We start from the raw sequence: 13537 nt of genomic DNA on the forward strand, positions 1-13537 counted from the left end.
CGGCAATCGGTCAGCCGTACATCCGGCGCATCGCGAAGTCGACCATCTGTTCGACGGCCTTCGCGTCGAACACCATCCGGTGCTCGCCCTCCATGTCGAGCACGAAGCCGTAGCCGGTCGGCAGGAGGTCGATCACCTCGGCGCCCGTGATCACGAAGTACTTGGACTCCTTGCCCGCGTACCGGCGCAGCTCCTTGAGGCCGGTGAACATGGGGATCACCGGCTGCTGGGTGTTGTGCAGCGCGAGGAAGCCGGGGTTGTCGCCGCGCGGGCAGTAGACCTTCGAGGTGGCGAAGATCTGCTGGAAGTCCTCGGCGGACATCTGACCGGTGGTGAAGGCGCGCACCGCGTCCGCGAGCGAGGGCGGGGACGGCTCGGGGTACAGCGGCGGCTGCTGCCCGTACCCGCCGGACATCCCGCCGGTCATCGGCTGCTGCGGCGGGGCGTACTGCTGCTGCTGTTGGCCCGCGGTCTGGTCGTAGCCGTACATGCCGCAAAGAGTAGCGAGTGACGGGTCACAGATGACCGGCTCGGGGTTGCTTCTTATTACCGGCGGGTAGCATCATCGTAGCTACTGCTTGGTACGGGCAGTCGGTATGTGTACAGATGCGAGGATTCAGTGCCTCGCCGATCTCTCAACGGAGCCGTCGCCATGGGGCACTACAAGCCGAATCTCCGGGACATCGAGTTCAACCTCTTCGAGGTGCTCGGCCGCGACAAGGTCTACGGCAGCGGCCCGTTCGCGGAGATGGACACGGACACCGCCAAGAGCGTCCTGGAGGAGCTGACCCGCCTCTCGGAGAACGAGCTGGCCGAGTCCTTCGCCGACGCCGACCGCAACCCGCCGGTCTTCGACCCGGAGACCAACACCGCACCGGTCCCGGCGTCCTTCAAGAAGAGCTACCAGGCCTTCATGGACTCCGAGTACTGGCGGCTCGGCCTGCCCGAGGAGATCGGCGGCACCACCTCGCCCCGCTCCCTGATCTGGGCCTACGCGGAGCTGATCCTCGGCGCCAACCCGGCCGTGTGGATGTACTCCTCCGGCCCGGCGTTCGCCGGCATCCTCTTCGAGGAGGGCAACGAGGTCCAGAAGCACATCGCCTCGATCGCCGTCGAGAAGCAGTGGGGCTCCACCATGGTCCTCACCGAGCCGGACGCCGGTTCGGACGTCGGCGCCGGCCGCACCAAGGCCGTGCAGCAGGAGGACGGCTCCTGGCACATCGAGGGCGTGAAGCGCTTCATCACGTCCGGCGAGCACGACATGTCGGAGAACATCCTCCACTACGTCCTCGCCCGCCCCGAGGGCGCCGGCCCCGGCACCAAGGGCCTGTCGCTCTTCCTCGTCCCGAAGTACGAGTTCGACTTCGAGACCGGTGAGCTGGGCGAGCGCAACGGCGTCTACGCCACCAACGTCGAGCACAAGATGGGCCTGAAGGCCTCCAACACCTGCGAGATGACCTTCGGCGACCGCCACCCGGCCAAGGGCTGGCTGATCGGCGACAAGCACGACGGCATCCGCCAGATGTTCCGCATCATCGAGTTCGCCCGGATGATGGTCGGCACGAAGGCGATCTCCACCCTCTCCACGGGCTACCTCAACGCCCTGGAGTACGCCAAGGAGCGCGTGCAGGGCCCCGACCTGGCCAACTTCATGGACAAGTCGGCCCCCAAGGTCACCATCACGCACCACCCGGACGTGCGCCGCTCCCTGATGACCCAGAAGGCGTACGCCGAGGGCATGCGCGCGCTGGTGATGTACACCGCCTCCGTCCAGGACGAGATCCAGGTCAAGGAGGCGAACGGCGAGGACGCCGCCACCGAGCACGCCCTCAACGACCTGCTCCTGCCGATCGTCAAGGGCTACGGCTCGGAGAAGGCCTACGAGCAGCTCGCGCAGTCGCTCCAGACCTTCGGCGGCTCCGGGTTCCTCCAGGAGTACCCGATCGAGCAGTACATCCGCGACGCCAAGATCGACACCCTTTACGAGGGCACCACGGCGATCCAGGGCCAGGACTACTTCTTCCGGAAGATCGTCCGCAACCAGGGCGCCGCGCTGAACTCCCTCGCCGAGGACATCAAGAAGTTCCTCGCCCTCGGCACCGGCGGCGAGGAGCTGTCCGGCGCCCGCGAGCACCTGGCCAAGGCCGCCGTCGAACTGGAGGCCATCGTCGGCCTCATGCTCACCGACCTCGCGGCCACCGAGCAGGACGTCAAGAACATCTACAAGGTCGGGCTCAACACCACCCGCCTCCTCCAGGCCTCCGGCGACGTGATCGTCGGCTACCTGCTCCTCAAGGGCGCCGCCGTCGCCGCCGAGAAGCTGCCGACCGCCTCCGCCAAGGCTGTGTCTTCCAAGGATGTGGCCTTCTACACCGGCAAGATCGCCGCCGCGAAGTTCTTCGCCGCGAACGTCCTGCCCGGCCTCACCCTGGCCCGCAAGATCGCCCAGGGCGTCGAGCTGGACCTGATGGAGCTGGACGAGGCCGCGTTCTGATCCGACCGGTCTCCGGCCGCACGCGTACGGCGGCGGCCCGCTTCCCCCTGGTGGGAGCGGGCCGCCGCCGTTTGTGTGTCCGAAAGCGAGGGTGAGCCGGAAAGAATCTTCCGCCCGGGTGCGACACGAACGGGGTGCCGAAGCGTCCATCGGGTGTGGACGTGCTGACCGTGGGGAAAGGGCGGAACCGAGTGTCGACTGCCAGCGCTCTGGACGAGTTCCAGGGGTTCGCCCGCGCCCTCACACCGCGCCTGTTCCGCAGCGCCCTGCTCATGAGCGGCGACTGGCACCTGGCGGAGGACCTGGTGCAGACGGCGCTCGGCAAGATCTACGCGTCCTGGTCCCGGGTGCGGCGCGCGGACAGCCCGGAGGCGTACGCCCACACCGTGCTCATGCGCACCTACATCTCGCACCGGCGGCTGCGCCGCTCGTCGGAGCATCCTGTGGCGGCCCTGCCGGAGCCCTCCGGCTCGCCCGGACCGGACAGCGCACTGCGCCTCACCCTGCTCGCCGCGCTGGCCGAACTGCCGCCGCGCGACCGTGCGGTCGTCGTCCTGCGCTACTGGGAGGACCGCAGCGTGGAGGAGACCGCGTCCGTACTGGGCATGTCCAAGGGTTCCGTCCGCAACCGCAGCAGCAGAGCCCTGGCCCGACTGCGCCGGGTGATAGGCGACGGACAGGACTCCATCGCCGTGCCCTGACCTCGGCGCCGGGCCCCACGGCCCCCTCGCCCCGTATCCCGGACCCCGCGACACCGGAAAGGACGGTGCACCCATGCGGCACGACGAGTCCACTCACCCCGACGACGACCTGCGGTACGGCCCCGAGCTGTCCCGCGCCCTCGACACCGCGCTGAACGATCTCCCACTGCGCACCGACTTCCTGGTGGCGGGCGCGGTGGCCCGGGGCACCCGCACCCGGCGCCGCAGGCGCGTGATGCTGTGGAGCACCTCCGTGACGACGGCGGCGGCACTGACGGCCGCGGCGCTGCTCCTCACCCTGCCGGAACAGCGGGCCGCCGTGCGGACCGTCGCCCTGCCCGACTTCTCCGCCGTCGGCGGCTCCGCCCCCGCGGGCAAGGAACCCGTGACGGGCGCCGCCACCGTCGCCCTGCTGACCGAGCTGCTGCCCGGCGAGCCCGCGGTGACGAAGACCGAGTCCCGGGACAGCGACCCGGCGTACACCGCCGTGCAGACCTACGGCAAGGTCACGCTGGCGGAAGGTGGGACCGTCACCGTGTCGTTCCAGGGCGCCTTCGTCCGGGAGGCGGAGAAGAGCCGGCGGGGCGACTCCCCGTGGCCCGGCAACCGCCCCACGAGCAAGCCCGACCTGACCGACCCCTCCCACATGCCGTCGCGGTCCGAGCTGGGCAGGCACTACTCCTGCCCGGACGGGGACGACGGCTGCCGGATCGACAAGCTCGGCGACGGAGCGGTACTGCTCGTCCGGGAACGCGGCAGCGACGCCGGCACCGCGGTCACGGCCGACGTACTGCGCCCGGACGGCACGCGCGTGGTCGTGACCGCGACCGGCACTTCCTACCGGGCGGCCCAGATCCAGGCCCTGGCGACCGACGAGCGGTGGCAGCAGTGGGTCGATCCGGCAGTGAACGACGCCACCACCAGCACACACGGCACATGATTACCGCGAGACTCAGACATCCACATCAGCCTGCGGGCACCCGGCAGGCCCCCGGTCGTCCTCGCCGTCGCCCTGGCCTCTGGCGTCCTGGCGGGTCTCTACCCGGCGTCACGCGCCGCCCGCGTCCAGCCGGCGGACGCCCTGCGCCGCTGACGCGCCACCCGGTCCCGGGGCGGCCCGCACCGCCCCGCCCCGGGACCGGCCGCGCGTCCCCGTCCCGATGCCGCCTGCACGGCACCGCCATTCCTTCACCCGACCGCGAACCGCCACCGGCGCGAGGCCCCTTATGGTGGCTGCCATGAGCAGCAGCCCCTCCCGCTTCGACCGCGGGCACACCGACGACCTGATGACCTTCCTGGCGGCGAGCCCGACGCCGTACCACGCCGTGGCGAACGCCGCCGAGCGGCTGGAGAAGGCCGGCTTCCGGCAGGTCGCGGAGACGGAAGCCTGGGAGGGCACGTCCGGCGGCAAGTACGTGCTGCGCGGCGGCGCGATCGTGGCCTGGTACGTCCCGGAGGGCGCCGAGCCGCACACCCCCTTCCGCATCGTCGGCGCCCACACCGACTCCCCCAACCTGCGCGTGAAGCCCCGCCCCGACACCGGTGCGCACGGCTGGCGCCAGGTCGCCGTGGAGATCTACGGCGGACCGCTGATGAACTCCTGGCTCGACCGCGACCTGGGCCTGGCCGGCCGCCTCACCCTGCGCGACGGCTCGACCCGCCTGGTGAACGTCGACCGCCCGCTGCTCCGCGTCCCCCAACTCGCCATCCACATGGACCGCAACGTGTCCGCGGAGGGCCTCAAGCTCGACAAGCAGCGCCATCTCCAGCCGGTCTGGGGCCTCGGCGACCCGGTCCTCGACGGCGACCTGATCGCCTTCCTGGAGGAGGAGACCGGTCTCACGCGCGGTGAGGTCACCGGCTGGGACCTCATGACCCACTCCGTGGAGCCCCCGGCGTACCTGGGCCGCGACCGGGAGCTGGTGGCCGGCCCGCGCATGGACAACCTGCTGTCCGTGCACGCCGGTACGTCCGCCCTGGCCGCCGTCGCCGCCTCCGGCGCGGACCTGTCGTACATCCCGGTCCTCGCCGCCTTCGACCACGAGGAGACCGGCTCGCAGTCGGACACGGGCGCCGACGGCCCGCTCCTCGGCAGCGTTCTGGAGCGCTCGGTGTTCGCGCGCGGCGGGACGTACGAGGACCGCGCCCGCGCCTTCGCCGGCACGGTCTGCCTGTCCTCCGACACGGGCCACGCCGTCCACCCCAACTACGCGGAACGGCACGACCCGACGCACCACCCGCGCGTCAACGGCGGCCCCATCCTCAAGGTCAACGTCAACAACCGCTACGCCACGGACGGTTCGGGCCGCGCGGTGTTCGCCGCCGCCTGCGAGAAGGCGGACGTCCCCTTCCAGACCTTCGTCTCCAACAACGCCATGCCCTGCGGCACCACCATCGGCCCGATCACCGCGGCCCGGCACGGCATCAGCACCGTCGACATCGGCGCGGCGATCCTCTCCATGCACAGCGCAAGGGAGTTGTGCGGCGCCGACGACCCGTACCTGCTGGCGAACGCGCTGGTGGCGTTCCTCCAGCCCTAGTTCCGCCGCGGAACGGCAGCCCACGGCATGGTGGTTGACGCCCGGGGTACCCGCACGGAACCGGATCGACCGGAAACCCGGAACCGACCGGATCTGACAGGGAGGCAACACTCATGGGCCTCGGCGGGTGCATCATCCTCATCGCCGTGGGAGCCATCCTCACGTTCGCGACCGACTGGGACATGCAGGGCGTCAACCTCGACCTGGTCGGTGTCATCTTCATGGTCGTCGGTCTGATCGGTGTCGCGACGTTCAGCAGCATCGCCCGGCGCCGCCGCGTCGTGATGCCGCCGACGACCCCGGTCGTCGAGGACCGGCCCCACACCCACACGCGGGACGGGTACCACAACGGCTACGGTGCCTGATCAACCACAGATTTCCGCGACAACCCCCTTATTAACTCAGTAAGCTACTGAGTTATGGACTTCACAATTATCAAGCATGCCGTGGAGGTGGACCATGGCATCAAGCGGCTATCGATGCGGTTCATCAAGAAGCACGCCGCACCAAAGCGTGACCGGCTGAGCGCGGAACTGTGTGTGGAGATCAGTGCGGAGTTCGAGCGCATTGGACTCAGCACCCTGCCACGTACGCTCCCGACATCAGAGAACGAGTTCGTTTGGGTCATACAGCGCGACAGCGCCCTGGGCGAAGTCGTGGATGTGGCTGCCGCACTCGCAGACCTGGACAGGTTGAGGATGAACCCACTGCCTCAGATCTTCGCCAACTACCCGCAAGCCCACAGCTACTTGGACTCCACGACGTAGCTATCAGTACGCAGACCCTCTGCACTCGTCTACATCATCAGGCGTAACTCTGCTCCTCCAAAGGGCAGTTGATAACCACCTAGGCGCATCGGCGGCATTGTGGCCGGTACGGTAGGGGTGGAACGTCACCAGCAACTCAGGTGACGTTCCACCCCTACCGTCACATAGGCAGCTGACATGACCAGGAGTCGCCCGATGAGCAACGGCGAAAGCACATCCGCCCTTCAGGGGGAGCCGGTCTTCCTCATAGGCACCTCCGGACGGCTGCCGCTCCGCACGATATGCGCCCTTGAGTTGGATCGTACGGAGCTCTCCGAGTATGAGATGGCATGGCGATCTCTCCTGGGGGACCGGCTGAATGCGACCAAGCCGCAGCTCCTACCACACCCCAGCAGACTCGTCAAGCTAGAACCCTACTCGTTCATGCGGCGGCTCACCGAGGCACTGGACAACTTCCCTCGGTTGCATGTCATCCACATGCCCAAGCAGCCCGCAGAGCGGGTCGAGCATGAGATTTTCCGTTGGGCGTGCACGCTGCTCGGCGGCCGACCTTACGGAAACGCTGTTCTCCACACGGGTGCGGATACCACCGGTTACCACCTCACACCGGAAGCCCTCTGTCCCACTCCTGACGCCAGTCCTTTCGGCAGCCCGTCCGGATTCGAGCTGCTCGGGTTCCCGGCAAAGCTTGCCGCCTACGCGGCTTACCAGCACCGGTGCTACCCGAACCCGTCACCCCGCCCCTTCTGGCTCCCGTCGAGGATGACCTGGGCAGATCCCGTTTTCCTTACCAATAACGACACATACTGACCAGCCCGGGTGGCGAGTTCACACACTCGCCACCCTTCCGGCCGTGCTGGCCAGTGGTCGCACATTCAGCCTCTCTCACCTACTCGGGAGAACACGCACATGTCCACCGACACACCCACCCCTCTCTCCCTCGACGTTGCCTGGGGAAGGGAAACGATCCGAGTCACCAACGTCTCGTCCCGTCTGCCCGCCGACCCGACGGATGGTCAGGTTGAGCAGGTGGTCGCGGCGGGTCGGGCCAACCGCAGTAGCTGGCTGCCGGAAATGGCCTGGAACGCCATCGCGCGTGCCACCACCCGCCCCGAGGCACTCGCGGTACAGCTCCAGCCCACCGTGGATGAACCAAGCGGCCTGTTGATGATTGAGCATGTCGAGGGCGCGACTCTGCGATCGGCCGTCACCCGCGTCCTTCTGAGCGAGCTGTTCCCAGGTATCCAGCCACGCACTGGCATGGAGGTCTCGGAGGTATCCGACCCGCAGGTACACGGGGTCACCCACGAGGGCCGGCCCGGTGCCATCGTGCGATACCACTACGAAAACCTCGAACACCTGCGCAACCATGTGTGGCAGACCATCCACGCCACGCTGAACATCAACAGCTACGCGGCCTCCATCCTCACACGTTCGGTAACCCGCAACCTGATCACCCACCCCGTCGAGATCACCTTCGAGGACGGTACGGAGCCGGTTCACGTCCTCGCCGTCCGTGATGGCATCACCCGACTCGCCAGCGCCTGGGCCGTCCTTGCCGGGCACGACGCCGACCTAGCGGATGTGGCCACCCTGGCCACCAACGCCCTGCTGGGCGAAGAAAACGTGCCGGGCGCCTCCACGCTCTCCGGCCTGGGAGAGCGTCTGGTCACCGCGCGGGCGGGCTGGCGGCAGAACTTGCGCAAGGAGTTCGACGAGGAGATGAACGGGACCGCACCAGGACTGCGGGCCGCCCAGATCGCCCAGTCCTTCGTCGTCCCCGCGCAAGTCTCTGTCGGAATTGAGGGCCACGACGGCCGAGTGCTGTCGCCCGAGGACATCTTCGACGACGCCATCCGTTCCGTCCTGGCATCGGTGCACGTCGAATTCCAGCAGTGGGACCCGGCGGCGCAGAACCTCGAAGTCATCACACGGGCCCTAAAGCGGATCATCCAGCAGAACGACCCCCGCTGGAACACCACTGAACTCCAGTCGGTCTACGGCCTCGCTGTCGGCCGCATCCCGGTGAAGGAACTGCCGCAAACCTTCGGCGGCAACCCGGCCCCTCCGGCAACAGCCCTGTGGCGCGCCGTCTACCTGATCAGCGCCCTCACCCAGCCGGATCTGCTGGAACTGCTCAAAGACCAGGCCAAGGCCATCAAGGGCGGCAAGCGGATGAGCATCAAGGGCTTCAGCGAGCTACTCGGCCCCATCATCGACCTGCCCTGGCGTGCGAAGAAAAAGCTTGTCACCAAGCAGGCACGCAACGCCTGGAACAACGGCGGTGTGCTGACCAACGACGTTATCCAGGGCTGGATCCCCGTCCCCACCGAGGACTTCACCACGCTGATCGCACCGGCGATGAACGGCGACAATGACGCCCGTTGCACCCTGGCGGTGGCCGGCGGTGTCGCCCTGATTGCCGACAAGCTCCTGACCAGGAACGTCGGTTCGTCGCTGGGCACGGCCAAGGAGAAGGGCGGCGTCCCCTTCCGCGCCGACGTGTACAAGGTCGTTGAAGGACTGTCGCACCGGACGAACGAGCTCGGCCTGTGGACCCTCGCGCTGGCCGCCAACACGTTCCGCGGCGACGGCCTGCCGCAGAACTCCGTGGCCAAGCAGAGCCTCACGGGCAAGGGGACGTCGACATCGGACGAACCGCCGTACGTCTACTTCAAGGTCGACCTCGACGTCGAGGACCACATCGCCCGTGACGCTGCCGGGGTGCCGGAGCGACTGTACGAGTGGGACGTCGTTGCCGCGTCGGCTCCGGACCGGGCAGCACGACTGGTGACGTCCGCGGCGACCGTCGCTCCGCCTCCCATCCTGGGCACGGCGGAACGGTCAACGGACAGCGAGCCGACGCCGGCAGAAGGCCAGGAAGGAGCCGAGTCCAACAACACACCTTCCGATCCCGCGAACGCTGAAGCGGTTCCCGAGGGCGCGTTGTTCCAGTATGGAGCCCCGCAGGAGGCCATGAACGCTCCGAACACCGCTGCCCTGCCCGGTCCTCGCAACGCATCCCCCTCGGCGCCTCCCAGCCAGCGCGCTGCGGGTCACCGCAAGGCCCTCGAGCTGAGCGTGCAGGGCGCTCGCGACGCCCTGGACTATCTGCACGCCCTGGAGCCCGAGGTCGGCGGCCACACGCCGATCGTGCCCGTGAGCCGGCTAGACGAACTGCACAAACTGCTCGTTGGCATCCTGACCGACTTGGAGAACCTCCGACGCAGGTCGGTCGAGAACCGCGCGCTGGAGCACATCGGTCCCGAGCCTGAGGAGACGCAGGATGTCGCCCTGGACTAACTGCTACTAATACAGCCCGCAGCGACCTAACCCAGGGCCGCCGGTACCAGCGGCAGCCGTTCGGCGCCGCCCTCAGTGAGGCGGAGCGGGACGCCCCAGCCCTATTGGTGGACGTGACAGGCGGGGTACTCGTGGCCCGGTCGTGGCTGCGGCAGGCTGCCATCACGGAGACGTGTGGCATGGCTTCCGAGACGGTCGCGGTTCAGGCCAAGGGCGCGGGACAGATCGGTTCCCGCGCCCTCGCCAGGCAGCAGCTCGGGCGGGGAAGCAAGAATCTGCAGTCGCGTCGACGGGTCGTACCGAGTGTCGAGCTTTGTCCTGCCAGTCCTCTGTAACGCTACGTCGATCCCGCCGTCACCGAGGAGGTCAGGCCCTGAGCTCGCTGAAGGAGGCGTCCTCGGCGAGACCGGCCGCGTAACCCCCGGCGCCCCGCAACCGATCCGCCGCACGACGCCTTCCGGTCCTCGGCCAGCTCCACCAGCTGATGCCGGGTGATGTCGCTGACCAGGAAGTCCCCGGAGGGCAGCCGCAGGGCCCTTTCGGGGAAGCGCAGCATGGTCGGCCCCGGCGCCACGTACGGTGCTAGCCCGGTAACCACGACCGTGTCTTGGTGCTTCTCCGGAGCCGTCCTCGACCCGAAAGCCGAACATCTCCCGCGTGACCATCAGTGTCCCTCAGGGTGCCGCCGCAAGAAGACGTTGCAGTCGGTCACGGTCGTCATGTCGCCCACGGCTCGCGCACGGTTCCGTACCGCAGTGAGTTCGGCGCACCCCGCGCACCCCTCGACCGCTGTCGGTTCCTGGTCCAGGCACAGCGGCAGTTCGACGGGTGGCGTGCTGTAGCGCGTAGGTTCGGTCATGACGGCATCGTGGCTCGCCCTTGAGGACGTATCTCCCCGATACGCCGGACAGTTGGAGCTTTAGGCCCTACCTTCAAGAAAAGCCCAAAAGGCCCGGGTACGGGGGTTGACTTGAACGACGCTCTTCAGCTCGCCATGAACGACGCGGGGTTGTCCGCCCGACAGCTCGCGTACCGGGCAGGGGTATCTGCGAAGCAAGTGGAACGATGGCTGAGCAATCCTGATCTCACACCACACGCAAGGAACCGAGCGGACGCCTGCCGGGCGCTGGGAGTGGACGAAGAGATGTTGTGGCCAAAGGCTGTGCAAGACCGCGTCAAGACCGGGACCGATCGCGAACTGGTGCACAGCTACCCGTACCGGTCCGCATGCCCGTCGACGGTCTGGACCGAGCTCGCGGAATCGGCCGACGTCGACCTCTTCCTCGCGGGCTACACGAACTACTTCTTCTGGACCCAGGTGCCGCACTTCGCCGACACGGTCCGACGCAAGGCGGAGTCGGGATGTCGTGTGCGGTTCCTGCTCGGCGATCCGAACGGTGATGTGACCCGCCAGCGAGAGACCGTCGAAGACGTGGCCCTCTCCGTTTCGACGCGCATCAGCATCACGCTGGAACACCTCGACCGCCTGGGACCGCTGGAGGGCTTGGAAACACGCTTCTCCGCTGCGCAGGACGCCATCAACCACGTCAGCCTGTCCGTGTTCCGGTTCGATGACGACGCCCTGGTGACACCCCACCTCGCACGGTTGGTGGGGCACGACTCCCCGCTGCTGCATCTGCGTCGGCACGGCAGCGGAGGCATGTTCGACCGATTCGCGGAGCACAGCGAGGAACTGTGGAAGCGTGCTGAGCCACGGAACCCGGAACCCGCACCCCGCAGGTGACCGGCGCCCGGTACCGGCTTTACGTCAGCGCGAGCCCCGTCGTCGCGTCCACGTGGTCGGGCACTTCGTCGTGCCGGTCGCCCACGGTCGATGTCCCCGTCGGTTCGAGGAGCAGGATCGCCGCGGGCTCAGGGGCGTAGGGCTTGTGTTCCGTACCGCGCGGGACGGTGAAGACCGAGCCCTTGGGCAGGACGACCGTGCGTTCCCCGCCGGGTTCGCGCAGGGCGATGCGCAGTTCGCCGTCGAGGACCAGGAAGAACTCGTCGGTGTGATCGTGCACGTGCCAGACGTGCTCGCCCTCGACTTTGGCGATACGGACGTCGTAGTCGTTGACGGCGGTGACGATGCGGGGGCTCCACTGCTCGGTGAAGGACGCGAGGGCGGAGGCGAGGGAGACAGGTTCCTGTGTCATGACGTCATCGTGCGGGGCGCCGTGTCCGTCGGACGAGTGCTAGAAATCGCATATGCCGCAAGGATCCTCTCAGCGCCCCCGGACCCACCGCGTCGCCGTGATCGTCGACGAGGGCACCAACCCGTTCGAGGTCGGCTGCGCCACCGAGCTGTTCGGCCTGCCGCGTCCCGAGCTGGGGTTGCCGGGACCGCTGTACGAGGTGACGCTGTGCGGGCCGGCACCGGTGATCCGGATGAACCACGGGTTCTTCACCCTCACCGACGTGACCGGCCTGGAGGCCGCGGACGGGGCCGACACGCTCGTCGTCCCCGGTCGGCCGGACAACGTCGTACCGCGCGGCCCGGCCGTCCTGGACGCCATCCGCCGCGCGCACGCGCGTGGCGCCCGCGTCATCAGCCTGTGCACCGGCAGCTTCGCCCTCGCCGAGGCCGGGTTGCTGGACGGGCGGCGGGCCGCCACACACTGGTTGTGGGCGGACTCCTTCCGCCGACTGCACCCGCGGGTGCTGCTGGAGCCGGACGTGCTGTTCGTGGACGACGGTGACGTTCTCACCGCCGCGGGCAGCGCGGCGGCGCTCGACCTCGGACTGCACATCTGGCGCAAGGACCACGGCGCCGAGATCGCCAACGCCGTCTCCCGGCGGCTGGTGTTCGCCACACACCGGGACGGCGGGCAGCGGCAGTTCGTGGAGCGGCCAGTGCCCCACGTGCCCGACGAGTCGCTCGCCCCCCTGCTGGAGTGGGCGCAGGAGCGCCTGCACGAGCCACTGACCGTGGCGGACCTCGCGGACCGCTCCGCGATGTCGCCGGCGACGCTGCACCGGCGTTTCCGGTCCCAGCTGGGGACGACGCCGCTCGCCTGGCTGACGGCCGAGCGCGTGACCCTCGCACGCAGGCTCATCGAGCTCGGGGAGGAGCGGCTGGACGTGGTGGCGGCCCGCAGCGGACTGGGCACCGCCTCGAACCTCCGGGCACGGATACGTCGCGAGACCGGACTCAGCCCGTCGGCCTACCGACAGCGTTTCGGAACGGGCGCCGGGGAAGCGATCACGCCATGAGATTCCTCGTGTACGACCGCCTCCTCGGCTTCGGTGACGACTACTGGATCGAGGACGACAGCGGCAACAAGGTGTTCCTCGTCGACGGCAAGGCCATGCGACTGCGGGACACCTGGGAGCTGAAGGACGCCCAGGGGCGGGTCCTCGTCGACATCCATCAGAAGATGCTCGCCCTGCGGGACACGATGGTGATCGAGCGGGACGGCGAGCCGCTGGCGCGCATCAAGCGCAAACGGCTGTCGCTCCTGCGCAACCACTACCGGGTCTCCCTGGCCGACGGCAACGAGCTGGACGTCAGCGGCAAGATCCTCGACCGGGAGTTCGCCATCGAGTACGACGGTGAGCTGCTGGCCGTCGTCTCCCGGCGGTGGCTCACCCTCCGGGACACCTACGGCGTGGACGTCGTACGGGACGACGCCGATCCGGCGCTGCTGATCGCGCTGACGGTGTGCGTGATCCACCTCGCGGAGAAGGAGCGGGAGGAAGACTGACGGGTCCGGTGTGACCGGCCCGGAGTGA

At 68.3% G+C, this 13537-nt stretch carries 14 protein-coding genes; 11 read left to right on the plus strand and 3 right to left on the minus strand.

The features are described 5' to 3' along the window. Nucleotides 1–10 precede the first annotated feature (10 nt). The gene (locus KUM03_RS00240; protein WP_217244761.1) at nucleotides 11–490 is read right to left on the minus strand and encodes an SseB family protein; all 480 of its coding nucleotides are present in this window, start codon (nucleotides 488–490) and stop codon (nucleotides 11–13) included. Nucleotides 491–652: 162 nt separating this feature from the next. On the opposite strand from KUM03_RS00240, the gene KUM03_RS00245 reads away from it, so the two are divergent. The 8 genes from KUM03_RS00245 (at nucleotide 653) to KUM03_RS00280 (ending at nucleotide 9805) form a co-directional block, all read left to right on the plus strand. Further along, nucleotides 653–2494 carry an acyl-CoA dehydrogenase gene (locus tag KUM03_RS00245; RefSeq protein WP_217244762.1) on the plus strand — a complete coding sequence of 614 codons (1842 nt, stop codon included), beginning with the start codon at nucleotides 653–655 and terminating at the stop codon, nucleotides 2492–2494. Between the two features lie 191 nt (nucleotides 2495–2685). Beyond that, a complete protein-coding gene (locus KUM03_RS00250) occupies nucleotides 2686–3195 on the plus strand; it encodes a SigE family RNA polymerase sigma factor (protein ID WP_217244763.1) in 510 nt (169 codons plus the stop codon). A gap of 73 nt (nucleotides 3196–3268) precedes the next feature. Next, nucleotides 3269–4135 (plus strand): hypothetical protein, encoded by an 867-nt coding sequence (locus KUM03_RS00255; protein ID WP_217244764.1) that lies wholly within the window; start codon nucleotides 3269–3271, stop codon nucleotides 4133–4135. A gap of 298 nt (nucleotides 4136–4433) precedes the next feature. Beyond that, nucleotides 4434–5735, plus strand: coding sequence for a M18 family aminopeptidase (locus KUM03_RS00260; protein ID WP_217244765.1), 1302 nt, complete (start codon nucleotides 4434–4436; stop codon nucleotides 5733–5735). A gap of 113 nt (nucleotides 5736–5848) precedes the next feature. Next, complete coding sequence (locus KUM03_RS00265; RefSeq protein ID WP_217244766.1) at nucleotides 5849–6100, plus strand: DUF6458 family protein; 252 nt, start codon at nucleotides 5849–5851, stop codon at nucleotides 6098–6100. A 54-nt stretch (nucleotides 6101–6154) separates the two neighbouring features. Beyond that, nucleotides 6155–6502 (plus strand): hypothetical protein, encoded by a 348-nt coding sequence (locus KUM03_RS00270; RefSeq protein WP_217244767.1) that lies wholly within the window; start codon nucleotides 6155–6157, stop codon nucleotides 6500–6502. A 195-nt stretch (nucleotides 6503–6697) separates the two neighbouring features. Then, nucleotides 6698–7312, plus strand: a complete 615-nt coding sequence (locus KUM03_RS00275) for a hypothetical protein (RefSeq protein WP_217244768.1) — start codon at nucleotides 6698–6700, stop codon at nucleotides 7310–7312. Nucleotides 7313–7411: 99 nt separating this feature from the next. Next, nucleotides 7412–9805: a hypothetical protein gene (locus KUM03_RS00280; RefSeq protein ID WP_217244769.1), complete on the plus strand. Its 2394-nt coding sequence runs from the start codon at nucleotides 7412–7414 to the stop codon at nucleotides 9803–9805. A 664-nt stretch (nucleotides 9806–10469) separates the two neighbouring features. Here the strand turns inward: KUM03_RS00280 and KUM03_RS00285 are convergent. Continuing rightward, on the minus strand, nucleotides 10470–10664 hold the full coding sequence (locus KUM03_RS00285; RefSeq protein ID WP_217244770.1) for a hypothetical protein: 195 nt from the start codon (nucleotides 10662–10664) through the stop codon (nucleotides 10470–10472). 285 nt (nucleotides 10665–10949) lie between these two features. Between KUM03_RS00285 and KUM03_RS00290 the strand changes: the two genes are divergently transcribed. After that, nucleotides 10950–11549, plus strand: coding sequence for an XRE family transcriptional regulator (locus KUM03_RS00290; RefSeq protein ID WP_254398606.1), 600 nt, complete (start codon nucleotides 10950–10952; stop codon nucleotides 11547–11549). Nucleotides 11550–11568: 19 nt separating this feature from the next. Here the strand turns inward: KUM03_RS00290 and KUM03_RS00295 are convergent, their stop codons facing one another. Then, complete coding sequence (locus KUM03_RS00295) at nucleotides 11569–11961, minus strand: cupin domain-containing protein (RefSeq protein ID WP_217244771.1); 393 nt, start codon at nucleotides 11959–11961, stop codon at nucleotides 11569–11571. A gap of 52 nt (nucleotides 11962–12013) precedes the next feature. Here KUM03_RS00295 and KUM03_RS00300 point away from each other — a divergent pair, with 52 nt between their 5' ends. Both KUM03_RS00300 and KUM03_RS00305 read left to right on the plus strand, forming a co-directional pair. Further along, the gene (locus tag KUM03_RS00300) at nucleotides 12014–13018 is read left to right on the plus strand and encodes a GlxA family transcriptional regulator (protein ID WP_217244772.1); all 1005 of its coding nucleotides are present in this window, start codon (nucleotides 12014–12016) and stop codon (nucleotides 13016–13018) included. Then, nucleotides 13015–13509 carry an LURP-one-related/scramblase family protein gene (locus tag KUM03_RS00305; protein ID WP_217244773.1) on the plus strand — a complete coding sequence of 165 codons (495 nt, stop codon included), beginning with the start codon at nucleotides 13015–13017 and terminating at the stop codon, nucleotides 13507–13509. Before KUM03_RS00300 ends, KUM03_RS00305 begins: the two co-directional genes overlap by 4 nt. The last annotated feature ends 28 nt before the right edge of the window (nucleotides 13510–13537 follow it).

The organism is Streptomyces sp. AC602_WCS936 (assembly GCF_019049125.1).
Lineage (GTDB): Bacteria > Actinomycetota > Actinomycetes > Streptomycetales > Streptomycetaceae > Streptomyces.